Genomic DNA, 24,014 nt, shown 5'->3' with positions numbered 1-24,014 from the left:
ATCAATTAGTTAATTTATAAAACCTGATCGGTTTATTATTGAAAGCTACGGCGTAAATTAAGCCTGCGGCGGTTTTAATTGTTTTGATATCCCTCACCTGTCCCCGCAGTAAAAACCCGGATGATACCGGCGAAATGCTTTTCAGGTTCCTGTTGTTATCCAGCAACATCACATCCCCATAATCTGCATCGTACTTACCCTCGTAAGGCAGTACACCATTAAAATTACCACCTGTCAGTACGCCTCTACTGTCTTCAGAAAATACATTCAATCCAAAAAGCGGAGATACTTGTGCCGATGCAGGGAAAGCTCTGAACTCGAAATTACCTTGCCCTTTGTTATAAAACACACCTGATTGGAAAGAAGCTGCTTTTAATGGTTTATTATCATTCAACGAATCGCCGAATATTTGTTCTACAGTTTTACCGGCAAAATCACGATAATATAAAAACTTCTTTTTAATAACAGGCACCTGGCGTTCAATGTCGCCTTTGCCTAAAAAGGTATAATACTTCTGATTAATGCCATAAGCCACTATTGGGTCTATGGTACCGTTCTTGTCCAGATCGGCCAGGTATAGTTTTAGCGGATCATCAGTAGTAGGCTTTAGCTTGGAGTTGCAGCCGTAGTTTCCGGCTAATATATCTATTTTGCCATCGCCATCCACATCGGCCAGTACAACCCGTTGCCACCAGCCGCTTAGACTATTAATTGAACTTTCCTGCTGTTGTACCAGTTTCCCTTTTTTATTCAGGAAAACCTTTACCGGCATCCACTCGCCTGCTACTACCAGATCAGGCCAGCCATCGTTATCCAGATCGGCAAACGCTGCAGAGCGCAACATGCCTGCATGTTTTAGTTCGTCAGGAATAGCCGCCTGATGATATACCCCGTGCCCATCATTCATTAACAAATATGACTCAGGTATTTTGCCAAATTCCAGATTATCCGGCGAGCCAGCTACAAAAATATCTGGGTAACCGTCATGGTTTACATCGGCAACTGCCACGGCCGATTTATTTGACCGGATAACCGGGATGTTAGCCGAACGGCTAAAGTTGCCCTTGCCATCGTTCATGTACAGCCTGTCGGCCAGTTCAGGTGCGCCTTTGCTCAACTCGCCGCCACCGCTGGCCACATACAGGTCGGGAAACCCATCATGATTAGCATCCAGAAAAACGGCATCCACATCTTCGCTGGCAGAATCGGCTACGAAGGCTGGCTGTGCAGATGGCTTAAAATCGCCCGATGGGGTTTGGATAAACAAGGCCCCTGGCTGGTTGCGGGCACCGCAAACGTACAGGTCTTCCAGGCCATCATGGTTTACATCGGCAACTGCCATGCGCGGCCCCTCGGCTGATAACATATGAGGGATGAGCGGTTGCTGGTTAAAATCAACAAAGTCATCTTCCCGATGCTTCCAGTTAATATGGATACTATTGGTAATATCTTTAATAAGCGGTTTTGCCGCCGGGAAAAATTGCTGATAATTAAATTTGCCAGCAGCATTTTGCTGATCAATGGTTAACTGCTGGTTTGCCTTTACATTTTTTAATACCTGATAGGTTTGGTTTGGCCATACAATCAACAAACTATCTATCTGCTGTTTCTTTCCTAAACCAAAATGCAGCCTCGGCTCAACCGATGATTGAAAACCACGCGTGAGCATTAGTTGTTCGTACTGCATCTGCCCGCCGCAAAAAACGTAGGCCTTTGTGCCAACACCAAAACCATTATCGGCCCGGCCGGTAAATTTGAGCGTAAGGTAAGGTGTTGCAGGAGAATTATTTTTGTAGATACCCGCTTCATGGTTCACATTGTTAGTCACCAGATCGAGCCTACCATCGTTATTCAGATCGGCATATACTGCTCCGTTAGCCAGGTTCGGATTGCCCATGCCCCAGTCGGTACTTTTATCGGTAAATTTTTCGTTAGCGTTGCCTTTAAATAAATAGCTGTGCATATCGCCTAAAGGCATTTTATCAAGCACAGTACTATCAAAGCCTCGACCGCTATTCAGCATACCCTGTACCCTATCATTTGATACATAGATCACATAATCCATATCCAGCGCACGACGCTTAATACCGTTGGCAATAAATAGATCCTTGATACCGTCGTTATCGAAATCGGCCAGCAAGGGGCTCCAACTCCAATCGGTAGCAGCAACGCCATCCATCAAGGCAACTTCGCTAAAGGCCTCGCCATTACCCAGGTTTTTCTGCAGTGCATTGCGAGAGTATTGATCCTGAAAACCGTTATTGGCTATCTTGAATTTATACTGATCGTATGATTCATCAGCACCATAGCTTTTCAGCGTGGTTTCTTCTCCGGGCAACATATCGGCGGTTATAATATCCAGCTGACCATCATTGTTAAAGTCGGCCATATCGTTACCCATACTAAAGCGGCTGTAATGGTTAAAGTGCTTAGCGCCCGATTCGGTGAAAGTGCCGTTACGATTGTTGATGTAGTAGTAGTCATTTTCATGAAAATCATTACCTACATAAATATCTTCCCAGCCATCATTATTTAAATCACCAACGGCTACACCCAAACCATAACCCAGCGCACTGCTGTATATGCCCGCTTGTTTGGTTACCTCGGTAAAATGATTGTTTTTGTTGAGGTAAAGCCTGCTGCCTGCCAGTTTGTTATCCGTTTTGCGCATGGCGGTATCGCCATAAACAGCCACCGAATGATCTGACTGGTTAAGCAGGAAACAATCCAACTTGCCATCATGATTGTAATCAAAAAAAACAGCCTGGGTAGAGAAACCTGAAAAATCAAGTCCATACTCTGCCGAGCGTTCTGTAAAAGTGCCATTATGATTATTGATATAGAGCGCATTGTGCCCTTTAAGGTTAAGCTTTCCCGCTACAGCGCATACGTAAATATCCAGGTAGCCATCATTATTAACATCGGCCATCGTTACGCCCGTGCTCCAGTCGGCAGTGCCTGCAATGCCCGCCTTAGCGGTAATATCCTGAAACTGAAAGTTGCCTTTGTTGAGGTAAAGTTTATTGCCTCCCTTTTGATTGGCTGTAAAAAACAGATCGGGCAGGCCGTCATTATTAATATCGCCAACAGCTACCCCCCCTCCGTTGTAATAGTACAGGTAATCTAAAATACCGGGGCGATCGTTGTCGCTTATCAGGTTTTGAAAGTGTATGTTGGTTTTTTCAGCAGGTAATTGTTCAAATAGCGGCGGTGCTGCCGGTTTTTGCTGATGACATGATAACAAGGTTACGCCTAGCAGCAGTAACAAAATATATAACTGGTTTATAAAGCGGCTCATATGTTAAATATAGGGGATTATTACCTGCATATTTACAATATCATTATCTGATTGTGGAAGTTTATTATCCGTAAATTTTTCTATAGGTAAAATCAACGAATGCAGGTACTTATCCTGAATGTACAACTGCATAGCGCCATAAATTTTTTGCTTATTTTTATATAGCCCCCGGTAATAACCTACCAGTATTTTACCGGCCGGCATTTGCTGCAATTGCAATGGCGTACCGGCAACATTGGCCTTTTTATTAATGGCGATACCTACCATAAGCTGTACAGAATCGGCAGGAATATTTGTAACCTGCACTTGTACCACATCAACTGGGTGTAACTGATTATTGTTGATAAAATTATTTAAGGCCACCTGTGCCTGGTTACTTTGACTATACCAACCGGTTTTAGGTACCGTCATTTTTTTTACGAGCATTAGCTTCCCTTCTGTTTGCCGCCGTTCAATCTTAAAGCCGTAATAGAGTTGGGTATCTTCCATATAGGCTTTGACGTTCCATACCGGATTATCTTTGATACCCTGATCACTGAATTTAGAACGCCAGTAACCTAACAGATTGGTTTTGTAGGATACAATAATGATAGCGTTGTTGATAGAACTATCGGGGCCTACTGTATAGTTATATTCCGCTTGCTTATCGTTAATGAGTTGAGTAACGGTAAAACTGCTGGAGTTATCAAACTTAACTTTTAACACTGTGCCATGCGCCTTGATGTGGAAGCCCTGGGATGTGCTATCTACCTTAAAATCACTTCCAGCCTGTTTTAATTGCGGCTGCCATTTTATCCAGTTGTGCGCAACCTGCAATTGCTGCAGCAAATTAACATATTGGGCATTGATATGAACCCCTACCGAAGCTGTAACCGGAATAAAACCTACAATAACCGTAATGAGCAAAAATGCCAGGATAATTACTTTTTTTATCATGAATACACAAGCAGATGAAATAACCAGCATAAGCCGGTATCTAAAACAACAGACACCACATCTGCAAAGGCAATTTGGCCAGTACGGATGTGGTGTTGCTAATATTAACGGACAAATTAATTAATTGCCGTAACCCGGATTTTGTGTCAGCTTAGGATTAGATACCCTTTGCGGTGCAGGAATCGGGAAAATGTAAGTATGCGTATCGGCATCCTGTACTTTACCTGGTACACGTGCAGCCGAGAAGGATTTGACTGATGTTGCTACCTCAAACCTGATCAGGTCATTACGGCGCCAGCCTTCCCAGGCAAACTCACGTCCACGTTCATCTAAGAAATTTTCGTAAGTAAGCTCGGCAGGAGTCCAGTTAGGCAAACCTGAACGGTTGCGAATGGTATTAACCAGTGTTAAAGCTTCGGCATTATCACCCAGGTGCATATCGGCTTCGGCTTTCATCATTAACGCGTCGGCATATCTGAATAATACACCATCGTTATTGGTATCGCCATGCGTACCGGGTTGTGGTGCATATTTAACGCTCCGTACACCTGCAAACTTAAATGAATCGGCTGGGTTGCTTAATTCATTGATGTAAGGGCTCAATATTACTTTTAAACCTGTGGCCGGGTCTGTTAACGCGGCACCGGATGAGCTGTATTGCTGGCCAACTATCCACATTTTTTTACGGGCGTCATTATCGGCAAACTTCAGATAAAACGCACGCGGACCTGAAAAACCGTTGTACGGCTGACCGGTAAGGTTATAGGTATATTGGTTGTTGTAGTTCAAAGTGTTTAGCTCTATACCGTTGCCCGGGATATTAATGTTGTCAAAAGGTACAACAAAAATATTCTCGGTTGAACCCTCATTGCTCACAATGAAGTTATCCAGCACATTAGGCTGTAGCGTGTATTTACCTGATTTGATTACCAGATCGGCTACATCATGAGCTTTTTGCCATTGCGGAGTACCGGTATAAACCTGAGCGTTAAGATATAATTTAGCCAGTGTCATATAGCCGCCCCAGCGGTTAATATGACCATAGGTGGTGTTATCCTTAACATCGGTTAACAAAGGAACATTGGTGGTTAGTTCACTCTCTAAAAAGGCATAAACATCCTTACGCGGTACAGTAACAATTTTATCTGGTGGCGTATCAAATGATGATACTACAGGCACGTTACCATACATATCCATCAGCATGTACAGGTAATAAGCGCGCAGTACTTTAAGCTCCACTATTTTCTGATCGGCATTATCGGGTTTCTGAGCCAGTTTACTCAAAATACTGATGGCCGAGTTACACTTGGTTATACCATTGTTAAGCGCTTTCCAGGCATTATCAAAAATATCATAATCATTCCGGAAGGTATGCTGCCAGAGCGACTGCCATTTACCGCCGTCGTACCAGTCGTTACCACGTGTAGGCACAACCATTTCATCAGTTGATACCTCATTGAGCTGGAATACATCGTTACTGGGTATGTTGGTAAGCGAGTTGTAAGCCGGGGCAATAGCTGCCTCTACCTGCTCTGGCGATGTAAAGAAATTATTTTCGGGTATAACGCTATGAGGCTGCACATCAAGCTTGGTACACGATTGCATGAAGGAGCCACCTGCTAAAAGTAACACAGCCCCTACTATATATTTTATATTTTTCATCTCTTATGCTATTTAAATATGCTGCACAATTATTTGAATGTTACGTTGGCACCTAATGTAAAGGCCCTAACTTTAGGATAGTATCCGTTGTTGATATAGCTCTGGCTTTGGTAACCGCTGTTCTGGTAACCGTTATTTAAGCCTGAGTTATCATCGGCAACCGTAAGCTCCGGATCGCTGCCTTTGTATTTAGTGATCAGGAACAGGTTGTTGGCTGCCAGATACACGCGTATAGCCTGTACACCTTTAATTTGTTTAAAGGTATAACCAAGGCTGGCATTATCAAGCCTTAAGTACGATGCTCCCTGCAGCCATTTATCTGATACATAAGCACCATCCTTAATACCGTTGGTTAAAGCATCCTTAGTAGTATTGTTTGTTGGCAGCCTGGTAACAGTTTCAAAGTTCAGCAGGTTGTTGTTAAATAGTTTCTGTCCGTAAACACCTCTCAGGAAAAAGCTTAAGTTCCAGTTTTTGTAGGTAAAATTGTTGCTTAAGCCATAGTTAAATTTAGGCGACGGATCAATATAGTACTTTTGAGGGCTTGAACCTTCGGCAGTGTACTGAGCGGCGGATTTACCATCAAATAATTGGTTGCCGTTAGCATCAACACCAGTGAAATGCGGCAAATAAAACTGATACGGTGCTGCTCCTGTTTTAAGATAAGTGATTGGGCTTGAACTTAAACCACGACCCTGCGCATAACCAAGCGGAATAAGGTCGGTATTGATATCAAAGCCAGCGTAAGTACCAGAAAGCGAAGTGATACGGGTTTTAACAAAAGCTATCTGCCCAGATACTGTCCAGCCAAAGTTAGTGGTTTTAACCGGTACGCCTGTAATAGCAATCTCGACACCTTTGTTAGTTAAACGACCTACGTTAGCCAAAATTGACGAATAAATGAACTGTCCGCCTGATGGTACGGTATAGTTGTACAACAGGTTTTTGGTAAAGTCATTAAAGTAGTTGATATCGCCGGATAAACGATTGTTAAACAAGGAGAAATCAATACCTATATTACGTCCGTGACGTTCTTCCCACCTTAAATCAGGATTGGCATTCTGGATAGGCTGGTAACCTGCAGGATATTGGAAAGTTCCGTTTGCTGGATTATAAAACTTGCTTGTAGGCCCATAAAGAAGTATTGACGAGTAAGGCGAAATAGCATCGGCGTTACCTACCACACCGAAACCAGCTCTAAGTTTCAGGTCATCAACCCAGCTTACATTATTTAACAGGTCTTTCTTAAGACGGTAAGCTAAGTCAAATGAAGGGAAATTACCCCAACGATGATTAACACCAAACTTAGATGAACCGTCACGCCTGAAAGTAGCTGTTGCATAAAAACGATCGTCATAGTTATAGTTCACACGACCAACGTATGATATCAGCTTAAACTCTTCCTTGTAAGAAAATATTTTGTTAAAGGCTGAGTTACCACCACCCAGGTTGTTATCCAGGTTTTCGGGTACCAGGAAATCCTGGCTGCCACCAGATATGTTACTATTAATGAAATCATTGTACTCATAAACTGCTACAGCAGATATGTTGTGTTTTCCGAATGATTTATTGAAATCGAGGTGTATATCACCTTTGTATGAATTGGTGTTGTAATTTCCATCTCGCGCCTGGTTCACGTTGTTCTCCTGCGGAAATGTAGGCTGGAAAAAGTGCGTTTGCACATTGTTACGTGAAGTTGAACCGGTTACACCTATTTTTAAGCTTGGAATCAGGTTATAATCGGCGCTACCATTAATAATGGTCAGGTACTCATTGGTATTGTTGGTGGTTTGCATCAGGTGCAATACCGGGTTGGCCTCATTAAAGTCGGTATAAATGTAATAAGTGCCGTCGGCATTTTTTACAGGGTAAGTTGGCGGCGAATTAAACACGTACTGAAAAACGCTGTAATCAGTAGGATTACGCAAATCGCTGCCGTTAGGGTTATTTGCGTCAAAAGCACCCGGTATTGCAGTCAGCTTACGGGTAGTATTCACGTTTGATATCCCCAATTTCAAATTCAGTTTCCCATCAAGCGCTTTTTGCTCGGCATTAAAACGCAAGCCCAATTGTTTTTTACCGCTGTTTAAAATAATACCCGGCTGATTTTGATAGTTGATGGATGCACGGTAGTTAAAATCACCAGTACCGCCGCTTACAGCAACGTTATTGCTTGAGGTAAAAGCTGTACGGGCTATAGCATCCTGCCAATCGGTATTACCGCCTTTATCATAAGTGGCTTTGTTATCAAAACCAGAAATAGCGTTTCTGTATTCAGATGCGCTCAGCAACTCAAACTTATTAGCTTGTTTGCCCACGCTCACGTAACCATTATAATCAACCTGAGCCTTGCCGCTGCGGCCATGTTTGGTGTTCACTATAATTACGCCGTTAGCACCACGTGAACCGTAAATAGCGGTAGCAGAAGCATCCTTCAATACGTCATATGATTCAATATCGCCCGGAGGAATGTTTTGAAACTGGTTAGGATCATCAAGCGCCACACCATCAACCACAAACAGCGGTGTTTGGCTACCGGTAATAGATGTTTGCCCCCTTAAGCGGATGCTGGCATTCTGGTTAGGGTCGCCACCGCCCTGGATAATTACCAAACCTGCAACCTTGCCCTGTACCTGGTCAAGCGGGTTGATGATGGCACCCTGGTTAAAATCTTTGGCGCCTATATTTGCTACAGCACCTGTAATATCCTTTTTACGTTGCGAACCGTAACCAACGCTCACAATTTGCACCTCGCTAAGCGCGGTTGCACTGCCCACCAGTGCAATGTTTACTGAGGTTTTTCCGGTTATATCAACCTCTTGTTTGGCAAAGCCAATAAATGATACCACCAACGTATTGGAAGATGCCGGCAACGATAGTTTAAATGCACCTGTAGCATCTGTATTAGTACCAATGGTTGAGCCTTTTGCCACAACAGATACACCTGGCATTGGTGAACCATCGTGCGAATCTGTAACCTTACCGGTAATTACCTTGTTTTGGGCCAGCACAGGCACCGCAAAAAAGCAAAGAATAGCAAGACAGCTTACTTTAAGTAAATTTTTTAGCTGCATAAATTTAATTTTAGGGTTATTTGGTTGTTATAAATGTAACTATTAATACATTAGGATAAAATATTTATAAAAAATATTTTTAATTACTAATAATACCTAACTATTGATTAATTAAAACTTTGAGGACTATGGCGGGCTGCAGATGTGTATGTAATTTTTGCTCATATGTAGTTTTTTCAATTAACAAAATTTATAGCCGCATAAGCCACGCAACATGGCACATACAGTTAACAAGCATGTTATTGTGCAGCCGGCAAAAGCCGGCGGCAACATTTTGGTAACCTGAGTTACCTGCACTAAATTTTAATTTATTATGGGTTTATATAATAGCTTACGAATGGTTCAACATCATAACCACGCAAATTGTTTGATTATTTGCAGATGATGACTTGACCTGATACAAAGTAATAGGCGTATAGAGGTAATACCTATTTATTTTGCCAAAATATAAAAAAATATAAGATTTATAAAACTTAAAATACTAATAATCAATATTTTAATTTTTAAAACTAAGCCAAAAATATAAATGAAATTTAAGCCCGTTTATAATGTTTTATAAAATTGTTACATAACAAAAGGATACTTATAGCTATGTTTTGTTCTGTATTTCTACCGCTTTAATAGCCATGATCTTTTGATCAAACTGTTCGCCGGAGATAAGGGCTTTTGCCTTAATACGCATTTTGTAAACGTATATAGTATTTACAGAATATTCCAGAATATTGGCTATGGTTTCGTTGTCGGTAACTCCCATCCTGATCAGGGCAAATATGCGCAAGTCGGTATTGAGCACTTCATTATCTTTTGGCCATATCTGATCTTCCTGTTTAAACAGCGAGTTGAACGCGGTAATAAAGTTGGGAAATATTTTAAGGAAGATATGGTCAAACGTATTGAATAGCAGCTCGCGCTCTTTCTTAATATTTATTTCATTGATAGCCACCTGTATGTCATCATGCTTTTTAGCCAGCAACTTCCTGTCAATATTACGTTTGAGCTTCTCGAGCTTTAATATATAGCCCGATATTACATTGAAAAAATAGCCGATATACTCCTCTTTGATTTGAGTATTCTCTACCAGCTTGCCATTAATGGCTTCCAGCTGCTGGTTTTTTTCCTCAATGATTTTTTCCTTTGCTTTGAGACGTTTAAGCTGATTAAAGATGATGAATGCTACCATGAGCACCAGTATAGATACCGCCGTTATAGACAGTAAATAGATCAAAAATTGATTTTTTTCCTTTTCTATCAATACCAATTTTTGCGCGGCGACTACGGGCAGTACCGCCGCTATCTTGATCTTACGCAGGCGGGCGCCATAATACTCCGCATCGCGCATGGCATGATCAACAAAAATATAAGCGTCAGCGATGTTACCGTTATGATAAAGCAGATCGCCCAATGCGAAACTGGCCAGGGTTTCTTTAGTTGATGAGCGAATATCATTAATGGCTCCGATGATCAGTAGGTTCATCTTTTCTTCCACTTGTGTTGATTTGGGATAAAAAGAACTTAGCGCGGTGGCCACCATTGCACGCTGATGATTGGTTAAGGGATATTTATAAAACAATTGGGTATAATATACCGAAGGTGATTTCAGATCGCCTATGCGTACCTGCCTGTCGCCCTGCAACCGCATCCATTCAAATGAATTGGGTTTAAGCAGCGTAATGGCCGAATCAAGATATTTGATAGACAAACCATTATTATACTTACTATAAAATACATTATCATCATAATCGGCCAGGTCTGAGTGAGCGCGTGCTTTTAACGAATAATATTCAATTTTACTATCAGTATCAAGCAGCCTCACATTAATGCCGTTAAAGCTGTCAAAAGCTTCTTTAAACATCCCGGCTGATAATAATATAAAACTCAGTTTAATTTTACAGCTGTTCTGCTTACCAACTTCATGCAATTCATCAGCCAGGGGGGCCATTTTATTAACGTATACATAGGCAGAGTCGAACTGGTAGGTCTTATACTCCTCATATATTTTATTGCAAAGTTCATATCTGGCTGCCGGATTAGATGCCGGTTCAAGTGATAATGCTGATTTAAGCTGAATGATGTGAAACTCCTTTTTGTCGTCATATACTTTTTGCAGGGTTAGCTCGTGCTTCAGTTCATTAAGCAGGCTATCCGTTTTTGATGAAGCAGTAGCAACGCTATGTCCAAAAATTACAAATAATAAGACTGGCAAAAAAGTTCTCATAAAAGGGTTTATAGATATCAAAACAGAATGATGAAGATAAGAAAAAGCTTATAATATGTTCATACAAGCCAATAATTAGCATTTTGTTCACCACTAATTTCTTATATGTAAACAGTTATTAACTATTAATCCATTGTTCCGTTTTGTACAATTCAGGAGTTTACAGGCACGCTACTTTTGAATATCGTATCAATCATCTTAAAAATCAGAATATATGAATACAATAAGCAAACGATTTAAAATGCTGCATCAACAAACAGAACCACTTTTACTGGGATATATGGAATGTACAAAGCGCTGTTGTTTTACAAAAACTACAATATAAGGCTATCGCGACATCAAGCATGGCCGTTGCCGAAACCTTAGGCTATCAGGATGGAGAACAAATGCCTTTTGACGAGTACCTGCTGATCATTAAAAGAATTAAGGCTTCAACATCTATTCCATTATCTGTTGATTTAGAAGCGGGTTACGGAGAAACCGAGGATAAAATAGTTAAAAATATTCAGCTGCTTCATGAATTAGGCATAGCCGGTATCAACATAGAAGATTCTGTTGTAAATGCCAGTGGCCGTATTATTCTTAATGCTAATGACTTCGCCCAAAAGCTGGCGGGCATAACCACCCGCTTAAAAGCTCTTGATGTTGATATTTTTATCAATGTGCGCTGCGACACCTTTTTACTGGACTTACTAAATGCCTGTGATGAAGCTGTTAACCGAATTAAGCTGTATGAAAAGGTAGGGGCAAACGGCATTTTTCTGCCGTGTATAACAGCTATTGATGATATAAAAACTACCGTAAGCAGCACCAAGCTCCCTGTAAACGTAATGTGTATGCCTGGCTTACCTGACTTTGAAGTACTGCAATCATTGGGTGTAAAAAGAATAAGCATGGGGAGCTTTTTAAATAATGCCGCTTATAAAAAAGCAGAAGCACTTGCACAAAATATCCTACGGGAAAGAAACTTTTCGGGTTTATTTTAATAAAAAAGGCCTGCCGACGGTGCATGCACCGCGACAGGCTTATAAACCGGATCCGTACCTGATGTACGTATCACGGGGAGGGGTATTAAATTAAAACTGAAAGTAGATAAATGAGCCACCGCTTGTTTGGCTCCATATCAATAAAATAAGCATCAATGACCATGCTGTTCCGGTGAGCCACCAGGGCAGCTTGCAGGCAACATCGATAGTGCTGCGGTTGCGCATAAGCCAGTGAATGATGATGGTTATCGGAATAATAATGGCTATTTTAAGGATGGCCACAGTGGCCAGCAGCGGTGTGGCACTATTTACTACACTAAACATGGATGTCAGAATTCTCCAGGCGCCGGTGAAGGTAGATGCCCGAAAAAACACCCAGGTAATATTTACCAGAAAAAAGGTAAGCAGCGCGTACAGGAATCCGGTAAAACCATTGTTCATAGCGTATGATTTTGGCTTACTTAATTGTTTTCTCCTGTCTTCAAAAAACTTTTCAATCCATAAATATAGCCCGTGCAGACCTCCCCATACCACAAACGTCCAGTTAGCGCCATGCCATAAGCCACCCAGTAACATGGTAATCATTAAATTAATGTAGGTGCGGAATTTACCATTGCGGTTGCCCCCCAGGGGTATGTACAAATAATCACGCAGCCAGGCTGATAAGGTGATATGCCACCTGCGCCAAAAATCAGAAAAACCTGTTGCCGCGTAAGGGAAAGCGAAGTTTTGGGGAAGTATAAAACCCAGGCTTAAAGCCGCCCCGATAGCACAGGTAGAGTACCCGGCAAAATCGAAAAATATTTGACCCGTAAAGGCAAGCACACCCATCCAGGCATCAAGTGTCGGCACTGCTCCGGAACTGTTAAAAACCGTGTCGGCAGAGTTTGCAAGCATGCTATCGGCCAGCACCACTTTCATAAACAAACCCAGCGACAGCAGGAACAGGCCTTCAAACAATTGTTTTTTAGTAGCAGTACGTGGTGTTTCAAATTGGGGCACCAATTGCTCGGGCCGCACAATTGGCCCTGCTACCAAATGCGGAAAAAAGGTAACAAACAATGAAAAATCAAGCAGTGAACTTACCGGTTTGCTATGCTTTTTGTACATATCAATGGTATAGCATAACGTTGTAAAAGTATAAAAGGAAATACCAGCAGGTAAAATGATATTAGGCTTAGCCGGATGATAATTAATACCAAAAGCATTAACCAGGTTAACAAAGTTTTCAAGTAAAAAGCCACCATACTTAAAAAAGCAAAGCATACCCAGGTTACCAACCAGGCTGATCACTAATAACAGGTGCCGTTTATGTTTATTGGTCTGGTTGTAAAGCGCTTTGCCCACATGAAAATCAACAAAGGTGGATAGCCATAACAGCATAATAAAAGGAGGATTCCAGGCCGCGTAAAAAATATAGCTGGCCAGTAGCAGGATGCTCTTTTTGGCCTTCCAGGCAAACGGCAGGTTGTGCAGAAAAAGCACAATAGCAAAGAATACGACAAATGTATATGAATTGAATACCATTTTAAATTATATATAGATTAATAACTATTTAGCGAACGACGAAGGCAGTAACTTGATAAGCTCGGTAGTGAATACAACGGCTTGTGCCTGGCAAAGATGCGACCACTCGGGACACTCAAAATGGTTAATAGTGGGATAATCAGCAAAGTGAATGCCCCTGGTATTGGTTGCTGTTATCAATGGTTCCCAATATTGCTGCCTTTTAAAAAGCCGCTGTTCTGTTTGCCAGAAATATCCGCTTGATGGCATACGTACAAATACAACATCGCCGCCACGTGCCCTGATCTTTTCAACAGCATTTTTTGCTTTTTGTAAAATCATGGCTTTTTCCTTGGGCTGAGGGCCCTTGCCAACCAAACCCAAAAACACCTTCCAGAAATCCGTTACTTGCTTTTGCTCTACAGTATTAGTCAAAAATTCCTGGGCCATTTTATCCTGACGGTCAAAATCAATTTGCTCAAAGTCTATTGGAAACTCCGGCTCTCCCATTACCCCCGGTCGGTTAGGTATGTGTAACTTATCGAGTTCAGCGTTTAGCGACAGGTCCTTTTCATTCAGAAATACCAAATGCGATTCCAACACGTGGTTTAATTGAAAACTGGCCTTTTGCGCATACGTTTCCTTTTGATAATAATGAATGGCATCTGATGGCCGACTATTAAAAGGCGGGGCCACGCTAAAAAAAAGCTCCTCAGTTGCGTCCACAACCAGATGGCCATTGAATTTTGTATCGTTACCCAAATCTTCTAAAATGGTTAACGGCGAACTTCCTTCAAAACCCAACTGCACGGCATCCTTACCTGTTATTTTTCGCCAGGTATTAATATCCACATCGTATTTAATGCGCGATGTGCCAATAAAAACAGTGGCCTTATTGGTAGGTTCATATACGTTGGCTCTTTTGTCGGCCCAAAGCTCCGAGCCATCATCATAGGTAATAGGTACCCCTTTTTGCCTGAGGTAAAATTCCCAGCTGCCTACTGCTATAGACACCATAAGTGCCATGAGCATTGCTGGTTTAAAGAGATTTGATTGAGTGATCATAAACAATTACAAATAATATTGTATGGCAAATGTCATTTATGTAACTCGTTACTTTTAACACCAATAGCGGGGCAGTACTATCACCATAACTGGGGATAATAGCCAGGCAAATAGCAAAACATACTCTTTTCGTTACGCCAATTACAATATTAATCCCTTAATTAGATGAGACCCCGGAAAGAGAATGCAGGTACTATAGCTCTCTTATCAAAAGAAACCGTTTACTACGAATCCCCACTTTTGGGGATTTTTTGTTCCGGGCTGTTTCGTTCTCTTTGTATCAATAAAACATACCGGGACAAATACTAAAGAATGCTTAGTAAAGGCAAACAAGTTTTCAATAATTACATTAATATATTATAGCGCTTGTTAAACCTGGCATTCTTTAAATTATAAGTTATTGGTTGTTACCAATGTTTAGGCGTGTTGACAATTGTTGTTGTTGTTTATGTGTTAACAAGCGCTCCCACCATCTTATTCTACAAGGGGTGGGAGTTTAAACAACCTGGTTCAATAATTACTTTAAACTTTAACCCCATGAACATTAATCTAAAAACAGTCATCCTCTCTTTAAGCATCATGACGGTGTTTAATGAAGTTAACGCGCAAGGCAACCCTGATAATGGGTTAATAAAAAATCAAGTTCCGGTTACTAATGCTTTAGACTATATCAATAAGTTAAAACCCATTAGCTACGAATTTAACCGCGATAAATACAACCAGGCAAATTTACCCGCAGGCAATCAGTTTGGGTTTGATGCCCAAGAGGTAAAAAATGTTTTGCCCGGAGCTGTTGGCACATACAATACATGGTACAATAGCGGTAAAAATAACCCCAAAGCCATTGAAACAAATACGGTTGATATGCAGCAACTGGTGCCGCTGCTGGTAGGAGCTATTAAAGATCAGCATGCAGAAATTCAGCAGTTAAAACAGCGTATAACTCAGTTAGAAGAAGCCCAAAAATCAAAGTAAGTTAATAATAGTACAATTAGTTAATTACGAACGCGGCCTGCGAGAGGCCGCGTTTTTCTTTTTAACAGTTATTTATTTTATCTTCTGAATGCACCGTAGCTCAATTTATTTTCGGCCGAATGGTTTACCTTTAAGCAGGAACCTAATTGCGTTCTAATACTCTCTAACTGGAACCTGGTATTGAACAGCGAATCCTGTATACCTGCCATTTGCGTAACATCGTCAGTCATTTTTTTATACAGCAAAAAACTGCTGGTGGCAGGCTGTTCCTGCTTAATAAGATCTTTAATTTTGAAATTTACATTCTGAATATCTTCAAGCATAGATGCCTGATTATCCATTTCTTCAGCATTAATGGATGTAAACTTGGAAAGTTCATTAAACCTTGATAGGATGATATCAAACTGGGTGTTTATATCTTTCCTTTTTGAAAGTAGCTTTTCGGCCTGAGTAGCATCATCCTGCAAAAGCGTGTACTCATAGTTTTGCGCACCAAAAAACAAGTAAAGGCAAAATATGGCAAATGCCGCAAGGGCAATAAAGTTTACAGAAAATAAGAGATAGGATCTGTTTAATTCTTTAGCATTAATGGGTTTCATGATTTTTGTTATACTGTTTTATAAATATTATAAATGAACCGGCTGCGTATATGACGCGTTATGAACCAGGATACCGTCATCGGTAACAAAATAATTTTCATTGTCATAAACAGAAAAATTGTACACTACAGCGTTTCTGGTCATCGATTCTATGTTTTTAATTTTCACTTGCTGCCCAACAATATTTTCCAGTTCATCGGTAGGTTTAAGCTCCCGTATCTCACGCCATTCTCCATGAGTTAAAAACCGGTGATCGGGCGTAACTTCAAACAGAGTTCCGCTCTCCAGTTCAACAACCATCATGGTCAACGTGGTACGGCGATGAAGCTCTTTAATGGGCTTCAGTTCGCGTTCGCCGGTAAGTTCATTGGCTGTCCATAATAACTCGTTGATAGTTACGGCTTCAATGGGCAATAAGCCATTATTGGTATGAACTATTGTACCTGCCGGGAAACACGTAAGTGACGAACCTTTGGCTGCAAAAATGGCCAATGTTAGTTCCATACCGCTGGCCTGAAGCTTATCGGCATTTTGTTTTTCTTCGGTATTCCAGTCATCAGCCTGTGCAGAAAACATAGCCGAGCCATTTACGCTACGACTCATAACGCTCATGTTACTAAACAACGATGCAGGGTTAAACATAGCCGGCCCACCGCCTTGCGCTGCTATCATATTACCTAAGCCTCGCCCGGCTAAAAAGCTAAAAGCAAAACTGGCGATATGGCCTACATTATTATGACTGGTACTTGTCATGGCCTCCCAGAAGGTTTCCTTAGCATCAATCATAGCAGTTTCTGAAGGGCAAAGCATTTTGCTTTGGCCTACTACCAAACCTTCATGATGATTGATAACCAAATTGGGCGACGAATCTATCCAAATCCTGGTTGGGGCGCTCAAGTTACATTTCACCATACCCTGACCACTGGCAAATAACAATAGCTGCGGTGGTACACCTACACGAGGCAGCCCAATACCTGGCGCAACCATAAATGCCACCGCTTTTGATTGTAAAGCCGAAACAGGAGCGGCCGCTATTGCCAGATTGCCCATACACATAAACGCGTTACCTATCATGGTATCGGCGGTGGTAGCCGCAAGGTGCCCGCTAAACGATACCTGCCGCTGGCTTGTTACCTTCATTTGCTTAAACATTACGCCCTTGGGACACACGAGGTAATGCTTTTCGGTTAACCATTGCTGCTCTGCCATACATTAAACAAGTTCCAGCTGTAGGTACAGATCTGATTTATAGTCGTTATTGAGCTGTTCAAAAACACTCATTTCGGCAGCTGTTAATTCACCATTTTCATTGTGCTTAAAAACCGCCCGGGTGTAATGCTTTATATCAAGTTCCTTTTGCCCGGTTACCCGGGTGATCAGATTTTTATCTACCCTGCCACCGGTGTCTAAAGTTGCCTCGGTATTAATAGTATGACCATCCTCCGTTTTTTCGGCTGTAAATGTTTGAATAACGGGCATAGAAAAACCGATACCCATGCGATCACGCACCAGCTGCTGCCGTTTACTTTCAGCATCATTCGGGTTAATGGCAAAGGCGTATAAAAACAGATGCATAAAATGCGTGTTTTCCAGGTTCTCGACCACTTCTACCGGGTTATTCAACTCACGGTCTTTATGCCTGATCACCTCAAAAGCGGCAACTGGATTTACGTGCATCAGCTCTCTTTTAAGTACTTCCCACTTGCCTTTTATTTCGGGCATGTTCAGCAAGCCTTTAATGGCACCTGCAGCATTAATGCAAACATGCTGCCTGCTGTAAATTTTGGCCAGCTTGTTTACATACTCAATAAGCTGATAGGTATTAGGGTCAAAATATTCGGTGAGTTTTACCTCTTTTTCTTCCAATATATATTCCTGTAATTCGGGTTTAATAGCGTTAGGGCCATTACTTAACAGGTTATAATTAGCTATTGTAGCAAAACTATCCATCATGGTTAGCATTTTTACATTGCCCTTAACCGTTAGCTGATAGTTCTTTTCTGTATGATTATCCATTTGCTTAAGAGTTTATTTGAACCGGCGAGCCATCAATAATGGTTTTGCTGCCTACTATGGTTACTGTTTTCCCGTTTAGTTTAGCATCAGACTGGCCAACCATCGATAATTCTTTTTGGGCAGATATCTGAAGTTTATCGCCAAACTCCATGCTTCCGTTTTTGCTTGGGGAGCCATCGCCGGTGAGTTTAAAATCATCTGCCGCACGTATTTCTATATTACGGGCCTGTATAATGATCTTATCGTTTTCTTTATCCATAATGATCATTACTTTGCCGGTTTGCAGGGTAATGTTATTATCGGTATTTACCGTTATGGCATTTTTGCCATCAATGGCAATAAAATTCAGGTCGGTTTTATCCTTTACCAGTATACCTCCACTGTCATCCATGCTAATGGTATGACCGCTTTTGGTGGTTAAGCTTTTTTTATCATTATTGCTACTGCCGCCGATGCCGTTTTTACCGTGAAACACGCTTCCCATTACAATGGGACCGGCTACGTTACCATCCTCAAATCCAATTACTACCTGGTCACCTTTTTCTGGAATAAAAACAAAGCCCCTGTTTTTGGTTATTTTACTGCTGCTGCCGGCATCGGGCGTAATTACGCGCAACCATTCGGTTGGGTCGTTAGTTTCGCAAATCCATTTAAACTTCACCCTTACCCTGCCCTGCCCCAGCGGATCGGCATTATCAAAAACCTCGGCCAGCAGCATATCCGGATTAGGGCGCACATAGTTGTTAAAAGGAATACGTTCTGTGGTTGACACAATACCTTCAAACATATTAAAATAGCGTCCTTCCTTATCCACATTATGAACTACCGATGTGATCAGAAATTTGCCCAGACTTGTTGTTTCAAAACCCGAACCCTGTTTAAGGCTCATGGATACATCTACAATTTTGCCTATGCCCAGTTCGGGGTTATCGCCCCGGCCGCTTATTTTAAGCAGCTGCCCCACGCTGGCTTTTTCCTCATTATCGGCCAGATCCTTAATATCTCCGTTATTTTCAACACGTATCAGCGATGATTGATTGAATACCTTACTGTATACATTACCTGAAGTACTGGCAGCATGTGTCAAGTCCGGCCGACCGGCAGCGCTTCCGGGACCTTTTGCCTGTATCATTTCATCTTGCCTAGGGTTATAGGCAAACCGGTTAGTTTTTATTGGTGCTACCTCAATACCATATTGCAGGCTTTGCACATCCCGGCCATAAACTAAAGCTACCTCAGTTTGCTTAGCAGGCTTTCCGAAGTTGAGGTTTTCGCCATCATAGTAAAACCATTCGTAATATTCGGCACTCAGGCGGTTTAAAAAGTTAAAATCGCTTTCCTGGTATTGCATTATATAATCAATCGGCTTTTTACGGTCGGGATTTGACACCATACGCAGATCATTGGCAGGGGTATCATGAGTGGCCAGTGTTACAATTGCATCAAGGGTTTTATTATAATACGAACCCAGATCAGGCCCCCTGTCAATCAGAATAGTTGGGCTGTAACCGCTTGCTACAATTACGCCATGATAACCATGACTTTGAGTTAGCTCTATTTTTGTAACCACTCCGGCAAATTTTTGCTGTTTGCCGGTAGTATAGCCAAATGACGCCGAAAGGGTTTTGCCAACCAGATCACGGCTATCATCCAGGTTGATAAGCCCGGGAGCACCTAACAGATCATGATTAAATCGCAGCTCAAAGTAATGGTGAGCATTAAAGCTTTGATGCAATTCAAATGCAATAATATAAGCAATGTTTTTGCCGCCTATATTGATATCTTTAACTAAATGGATCTCCATGTTTGTTTATTACTTGTAATAGCTTAAGCCATTAATTAGCCTTAAAGGCATGCAACAAATTTATAGTGTACCTATTTGATATAAACTCCCCAAAAACGGGGAGGTGCACTACCAATAAAGGAGATTAGATTGAAGCTTTGGCCCATTATTTCTTTAGTACTAACTATTTTATTGTATAAAACAACTCATCATCGGGTAGTGGATTTGTTACCCTGAAATTCACCAACCTCCAGGTAATTTCTCCCCTTTTAAGCATTGAATTGAATAATTCACCAGCAGCACCTTTATATATTCCTTTTTTACCCAAACCCAAAGTACCACCGCCTTCTCCTTTAGGGGTTTCTTTACCAACTCTTTTATTTTTTAACTTTTCTGATTCATATACCTCATTAAGAAATTTTTCACCCGTCATACGCATCTTAAATTCAATAATATGACTGCTATCTTTTGAAAAGTAACCTTCAACATATTGAAAGTTAGGAGCTATTCCTCCGTAGTCAAATGCCCGGCTTAAGTCTAACTCATCGTTACGTTCTATAAAAAGAAAATCTGCACGGCTCATACACCTATACCAATAAATAGCTTGGCTAAATTCCTTATGTCCCACCTGATTTATCAGTTCTGCCTTAAAAAATACATCTGTTTTAGAATGCCGTACCTTTAATAATTTTTTATCAGTAATTTGATTCCGTTCATAATTACAAAGGTTACCCGATAACTTGGTTATAAGTCTTTCATCATATTTTTTCCTGTTTGCCTCTTCCTGAACCCAGCTTTTATTTTTTTTCACTTCCTCTGCAGAAGGATATTGGTTTATTTTCATCGGTCTGTTTGAACTTTATATGCAAAAAAAACTTACTGATTTATAATAGCTTAATCCAACAATGTCCAGGTACGTTTGGCCTGTACCTGCTGTACAATTTGCTGTTCAGCTACAACTATGTTCTCTTTACGCTGACCTATGTACTCCAACGTGCTCAGTTTTTTCCAAAGGGCTGCTACTACCTTTAAAAATTCCTCTATTAATGACATAGAAGCATAAATATCCTGGTGATCATATATTAGCTCAATGGTACGTGCCAGTAGCTCCTCAAAGTTGCCCGGGGTAACATCTCGCCATTCATAAAAGTATTTGAGCATCTCCTCACGTTCTTTGGCCTCGATCAGTTTAATGCCGGTGAAAAACACATGTGCCAGCTTTGAAAAATAACCCGCCAAATGAGCCGGCGATTCCTGATATCCGAAATTCCGGTAATTGAAAAATACCTGAGCCAGATAATCCAGCATCTTTTCAGAAATTAACCGGATGTTTTTACCCAATACCGTAATATTATCCTTACCCATTGTTTTTTCAATAATGGTAAAGGCAGATAGCTGGATATCGTTCATTAATGTGCTGAATAATTCATAATACCTGATCAGCCCCGGGTGGCTAACCACGCTACTGCTTGGCGGTATAAAATTATTGTTGACGGTAATTTTGCCATTAGCTAAAATGAGCTGCCCTATAGTTAAATAGTAATTATCAGCCATCTTGGGCGCCATTTCTGATACCGGCAACAGGAAAATGTTATATCCCCTTACAATATCCGGATACCGGGGAGGGTTATCCTGCGGATCAAGGCTACCTGTAGGCACTCTTTCAAATGGATTAACCGATAAAAGGATGTTATAAGCAATAGTCCTTGTTTCGGTATTTTCTGTAAAAAGGTGACTGTAAGTAAGCTGGTTATCATAATTTGCTGTACCATCAATGTCTATACGGCAGCCCTCGGCTGTTACAGCATTAAAAAGCCGTACTTTGATCTCAACATGATTAGTTGCTTTTTCGGTTACCTCTATATCAAACGAGCTTCGCTGTCCTGCAAAAGGCGGTAGCAGTCCATAATTATAGTTGGTTAAAGATAATGACCGGGCATCCCTTACAAAATCCTGGTTGTATTGATCTGTAGCAATAAAATGGGCGCTCGATAGCTTCATGCCATCAACCCAGTTTACCGGTTTATATTTTAGTGGCGAAATCATATAGGTAATGTATTATGTGTTAAATAAAGATAGACTCGTCGCCTGTTACAATGGGTTTAGCTATGCTTTCTGAAACCCTTTTGGCGTATATGGTAACCTTTTCTGAGATACCGTTTTCACGGATATTCAAATCGGGATCAATGAAAGTATTTCGTTTAAAAATTGATGTTTTCATGAAAAATATCCATTTGTATACTTCCTGATCATCGGCATCATATTTTACCGGGCTTTTAGGGAATTTTATATTATAATCTTCAATGAATTTGTAAAACCAATTGCCAAACATCATATTTTCAGGTGCTTTTACTTTTACCTTAATAGGTTCAGGATCATTGGTGTTTTTATAAACCTCCAGCTCAAGCACCAGCATCCTGTTAAAGTCAAGGTGCTCCATATCCAGATTAATGGGTACCGCTGGATATTTCCATATCTTATAGATTTCGGCGGGGATACTTAACAGGGCTACATAACTCCACCAGAATAATAGTGGTATCATAAAATTGAAAATACTTGTAGCTGCCCAGGTACCTATACTAATGGTACTAAGCGCATTAAAAATGGTTTGATAAAGGTAAAATCCCAATAAACAAGCTATAAGCAGGGCTATGATAACAAATACCTTGCGGCCCAGTAATTCATTAGGGTAGTATTTAGTCATTAAATACACAAATACACAACCCAGGGCAATATGATATATCTGGCTAATGATATAGCCCCAGGGCATAAAACTAAGGCTCAAAAGCCCAAGTGGGCCGGGTACAGCCAATGCTAAACTTAACAAAAGCACACTAACGATGAGCTTTTTATTATTAATGAAACGATTTTTTTTATTTGTAACAGCCGTTATGGTTAAGGCTACCACCGCGATGAGCGGAAAAAGCAGATATCTGAGAAAAAATTGTTGAACGTCCATTGAAGTATATATGATAATGTGTTAAGTATTATAGATAAACGGTAAAACCAAGAAAAGAATTAGCGCTGTTTGCCCCTAAAGAGCCTATCCGGTTTTCCTGGCTGCTTACCAATTCTATCTTTACCGCGGTTTCAACAGGTATGAGGTACGATGATACGATATCGATGAGATGAGCATAAGGGGTCCCGGGTAAAAAAGCGATGAGCTTATCCCCGTCTGCGGGGCCTATGTTGATATAAATTTCTTCACGCTCTGATTGAAAGCAGGTACCTATGACCGTATCTGTACCTAAAGCGCCTCCGCCAATTTTAAATTGCATATCCTCACTAATAGGGGTTTGGATAACAGCCGATGGGTTTATATCAACATGAATCGGGATATTGAATAATACCGAAAGCAGTTCGCTTAAAAAGTGTTTATCGTTTCGTTTTTGTTGTATTACCGGTAAAAGGTTCATCCAGATGATGCGCTGGTCGTTATCCAGCAGTTCAAACTCCTTCCACTCGGTACCAAATATCATGGATAGGTCGTTGTAGCTTGATTTCTTGTCTAAGCGGTTCTCATACCATTCCAGCAGGGTTCGCATGTAATTGAGCTCAGCTTCAAAGGGCATAAAAAACTTGCGGGCATCTTTTTCTTCATTCCGCCTGAGCTGTACATCTGCCATCATTTCCAGATCAGACAAGCCAGAGCTCCGGGTTGGGGTAACGTGAAAAAGCCCTTCGGGCAGCATATCATACAAACCCTCGCGGTTCACCTCAACAATTAAACAATCCTTGAGCATACTTTCAGAATAATATGACGAGTACCCATTAATATCTCTGGCATAAGCGCTTTGCCTGGCACCTACCGGGAGTATGGCGACCTGATCTTTTTCAAAATCACCGTTTTCAAATAGTTCAGCAACTTTTGTTGTTGCCTTAAAGTCGGGATCCAGATC

Annotated in this window: 18 protein-coding genes; 3 read left to right on the top strand and 15 right to left on the bottom strand. The window is 41.1% G+C overall.

Annotated features, from left to right (window positions below; genetic code table 11):
* Nucleotide 1 precedes the first annotated feature (1 nt).
* Nucleotides 2–3,298 (bottom strand): VCBS repeat-containing protein, encoded by a 3,297-nt coding sequence (locus tag AAGC65_RS13025; RefSeq protein WP_343112890.1) that lies wholly within the window; start codon nt 3,296–3,298, stop codon nt 2–4.
* 3 nt (nt 3,299–3,301) lie between these two features.
* Nucleotides 3,302–4,234, bottom strand: coding sequence for a hypothetical protein (locus AAGC65_RS13020; RefSeq protein ID WP_343112889.1), 933 nt, complete (start codon nt 4,232–4,234; stop codon nt 3,302–3,304).
* Between AAGC65_RS13020 and AAGC65_RS13015 the strand changes: the two genes are divergently transcribed.
* Nucleotides 4,233–4,358, top strand: a complete 126-nt coding sequence (locus AAGC65_RS13015; protein WP_343112888.1) for a hypothetical protein — start codon at nt 4,233–4,235, stop codon at nt 4,356–4,358. The two genes, AAGC65_RS13020 and AAGC65_RS13015, sit on opposite strands and share 2 nt — an antisense overlap.
* Here the strand turns inward: AAGC65_RS13015 and AAGC65_RS13010 are convergent.
* The 3 genes from AAGC65_RS13010 to AAGC65_RS13000 all read right to left on the bottom strand — a co-directional run bounded on the left by AAGC65_RS13010 (nt 4,355) and on the right by AAGC65_RS13000 (nt 11,185).
* Entirely contained in the window at nt 4,355–5,896 is a 1,542-nt protein-coding gene (locus AAGC65_RS13010; protein ID WP_343112887.1) for a RagB/SusD family nutrient uptake outer membrane protein, read from the bottom strand. The two genes, AAGC65_RS13015 and AAGC65_RS13010, sit on opposite strands and share 4 nt — an antisense overlap.
* 29 nt (nt 5,897–5,925) lie before the next feature.
* Nucleotides 5,926–8,970, bottom strand: a complete 3,045-nt coding sequence (locus AAGC65_RS13005) for a SusC/RagA family TonB-linked outer membrane protein (protein ID WP_343112886.1) — start codon at nt 8,968–8,970, stop codon at nt 5,926–5,928.
* A gap of 589 nt (nt 8,971–9,559) precedes the next feature.
* On the bottom strand, nt 9,560–11,185 hold the full coding sequence (locus AAGC65_RS13000) for a DUF6377 domain-containing protein (protein ID WP_343112885.1): 1,626 nt from the start codon (nt 11,183–11,185) through the stop codon (nt 9,560–9,562).
* A 248-nt stretch (nt 11,186–11,433) separates the two neighbouring features.
* Here AAGC65_RS13000 and AAGC65_RS12995 point away from each other — a divergent pair, with 248 nt between their 5' ends.
* Nucleotides 11,434–12,171, top strand: a complete 738-nt coding sequence (locus tag AAGC65_RS12995; protein ID WP_343112899.1) for an isocitrate lyase/phosphoenolpyruvate mutase family protein — start codon at nt 11,434–11,436, stop codon at nt 12,169–12,171.
* Nucleotides 12,172–12,261: 90 nt separating this feature from the next.
* On the opposite strand, the gene AAGC65_RS12990 is transcribed toward AAGC65_RS12995, so the two are convergent.
* Together AAGC65_RS12990 and AAGC65_RS12985 are read right to left on the bottom strand one after the other, a co-directional pair.
* Entirely contained in the window at nt 12,262–13,698 is a 1,437-nt protein-coding gene (locus tag AAGC65_RS12990; protein ID WP_343112884.1) for an MBOAT family O-acyltransferase, read from the bottom strand.
* A 24-nt stretch (nt 13,699–13,722) separates the two neighbouring features.
* A complete protein-coding gene (locus AAGC65_RS12985; protein ID WP_343112883.1) occupies nt 13,723–14,703 on the bottom strand; it encodes a hypothetical protein in 981 nt (326 codons plus the stop codon).
* A 576-nt stretch (nt 14,704–15,279) separates the two neighbouring features.
* On the opposite strand from AAGC65_RS12985, the gene AAGC65_RS12980 reads away from it, so the two are divergent.
* Nucleotides 15,280–15,717, top strand: a complete 438-nt coding sequence (locus AAGC65_RS12980; RefSeq protein WP_343112882.1) for a tail fiber domain-containing protein — start codon at nt 15,280–15,282, stop codon at nt 15,715–15,717.
* Nucleotides 15,718–15,794: 77 nt separating this feature from the next.
* Here AAGC65_RS12980 and AAGC65_RS12975 read toward each other — a convergent pair whose 3' ends face one another.
* The 8 genes from AAGC65_RS12975 to AAGC65_RS12940 all read right to left on the bottom strand — a co-directional run.
* Nucleotides 15,795–16,316 carry a hypothetical protein gene (locus AAGC65_RS12975; protein WP_343112881.1) on the bottom strand — a complete coding sequence of 174 codons (522 nt, stop codon included), beginning with the start codon at nt 16,314–16,316 and terminating at the stop codon, nt 15,795–15,797.
* A 27-nt stretch (nt 16,317–16,343) separates the two neighbouring features.
* Nucleotides 16,344–17,525: a Hint domain-containing protein gene (locus AAGC65_RS12970; protein WP_343112880.1), complete on the bottom strand. Its 1,182-nt coding sequence runs from the start codon at nt 17,523–17,525 to the stop codon at nt 16,344–16,346.
* Between the two features lie 3 nt (nt 17,526–17,528).
* Nucleotides 17,529–18,332, bottom strand: coding sequence for a hypothetical protein (locus AAGC65_RS12965; RefSeq protein WP_343112879.1), 804 nt, complete (start codon nt 18,330–18,332; stop codon nt 17,529–17,531).
* A gap of 4 nt (nt 18,333–18,336) precedes the next feature.
* Entirely contained in the window at nt 18,337–20,136 is a 1,800-nt protein-coding gene (locus AAGC65_RS12960) for a phage baseplate assembly protein V (protein WP_343112878.1), read from the bottom strand.
* Between the two features lie 163 nt (nt 20,137–20,299).
* Nucleotides 20,300–20,959 (bottom strand): hypothetical protein, encoded by a 660-nt coding sequence (locus AAGC65_RS12955; RefSeq protein WP_343112877.1) that lies wholly within the window; start codon nt 20,957–20,959, stop codon nt 20,300–20,302.
* 50 nt (nt 20,960–21,009) lie between these two features.
* Nucleotides 21,010–22,161 carry a hypothetical protein gene (locus AAGC65_RS12950; protein ID WP_343112876.1) on the bottom strand — a complete coding sequence of 384 codons (1,152 nt, stop codon included), beginning with the start codon at nt 22,159–22,161 and terminating at the stop codon, nt 21,010–21,012.
* Between the two features lie 19 nt (nt 22,162–22,180).
* The gene (locus tag AAGC65_RS12945) at nt 22,181–23,074 is read right to left on the bottom strand and encodes a TssN family type VI secretion system protein (RefSeq protein WP_343112875.1); all 894 of its coding nucleotides are present in this window, start codon (nt 23,072–23,074) and stop codon (nt 22,181–22,183) included.
* Nucleotides 23,075–23,102: 28 nt separating this feature from the next.
* On the bottom strand, nt 23,103–24,014 hold a 912-nt coding region (locus AAGC65_RS12940; protein ID WP_343112874.1), incomplete at its 5' end, for a type VI secretion system baseplate subunit TssG.

The sequence above is a fragment of the Mucilaginibacter sp. genome, assembly GCF_039207105.1.
In the GTDB taxonomy this organism is placed as follows: domain Bacteria; phylum Bacteroidota; class Bacteroidia; order Sphingobacteriales; family Sphingobacteriaceae; genus Mucilaginibacter.
Note: the sequence above shows the minus strand (reverse complement) of the source record. Positions and strands in the feature narration are given on the sequence as shown.

Coding starts and splice junctions, on each gene's coding strand:
- AAGC65_RS13025 (WP_343112890.1), bottom strand. CDS start 3,298: ATGAGCCGCTTTATAAACCAGTTATATATTTTGTTACTGCTGCTAGGC.
- AAGC65_RS13015 (WP_343112888.1), top strand. CDS start 4,233: ATGAATACACAAGCAGATGAAATAACCAGCATAAGCCGGTATCTAAAA.
- AAGC65_RS13020 (WP_343112889.1), bottom strand. CDS start 4,234: ATGATAAAAAAAGTAATTATCCTGGCATTTTTGCTCATTACGGTTATT.
- AAGC65_RS13010 (WP_343112887.1), bottom strand. CDS start 5,896: ATGAAAAATATAAAATATATAGTAGGGGCTGTGTTACTTTTAGCAGGT.
- AAGC65_RS13005 (WP_343112886.1), bottom strand. CDS start 8,970: ATGCAGCTAAAAAATTTACTTAAAGTAAGCTGTCTTGCTATTCTTTGC.
- AAGC65_RS13000 (WP_343112885.1), bottom strand. CDS start 11,185: ATGAGAACTTTTTTGCCAGTCTTATTATTTGTAATTTTTGGACATAGC.
- AAGC65_RS12990 (WP_343112884.1), bottom strand. CDS start 13,698: ATGGTATTCAATTCATATACATTTGTCGTATTCTTTGCTATTGTGCTT.
- AAGC65_RS12985 (WP_343112883.1), bottom strand. CDS start 14,703: ATGGCACTTATGGTGTCTATAGCAGTAGGCAGCTGGGAATTTTACCTC.
- AAGC65_RS12980 (WP_343112882.1), top strand. CDS start 15,280: ATGAACATTAATCTAAAAACAGTCATCCTCTCTTTAAGCATCATGACG.
- AAGC65_RS12975 (WP_343112881.1), bottom strand. CDS start 16,316: ATGAAACCCATTAATGCTAAAGAATTAAACAGATCCTATCTCTTATTT.
- AAGC65_RS12970 (WP_343112880.1), bottom strand. CDS start 17,525: ATGGCAGAGCAGCAATGGTTAACCGAAAAGCATTACCTCGTGTGTCCC.
- AAGC65_RS12965 (WP_343112879.1), bottom strand. CDS start 18,332: ATGGATAATCATACAGAAAAGAACTATCAGCTAACGGTTAAGGGCAAT.
- AAGC65_RS12960 (WP_343112878.1), bottom strand. CDS start 20,136: ATGGAGATCCATTTAGTTAAAGATATCAATATAGGCGGCAAAAACATT.
- AAGC65_RS12955 (WP_343112877.1), bottom strand. CDS start 20,959: ATGAAAATAAACCAATATCCTTCTGCAGAGGAAGTGAAAAAAAATAAA.
- AAGC65_RS12950 (WP_343112876.1), bottom strand. CDS start 22,161: ATGATTTCGCCACTAAAATATAAACCGGTAAACTGGGTTGATGGCATG.
- AAGC65_RS12945 (WP_343112875.1), bottom strand. CDS start 23,074: ATGGACGTTCAACAATTTTTTCTCAGATATCTGCTTTTTCCGCTCATC.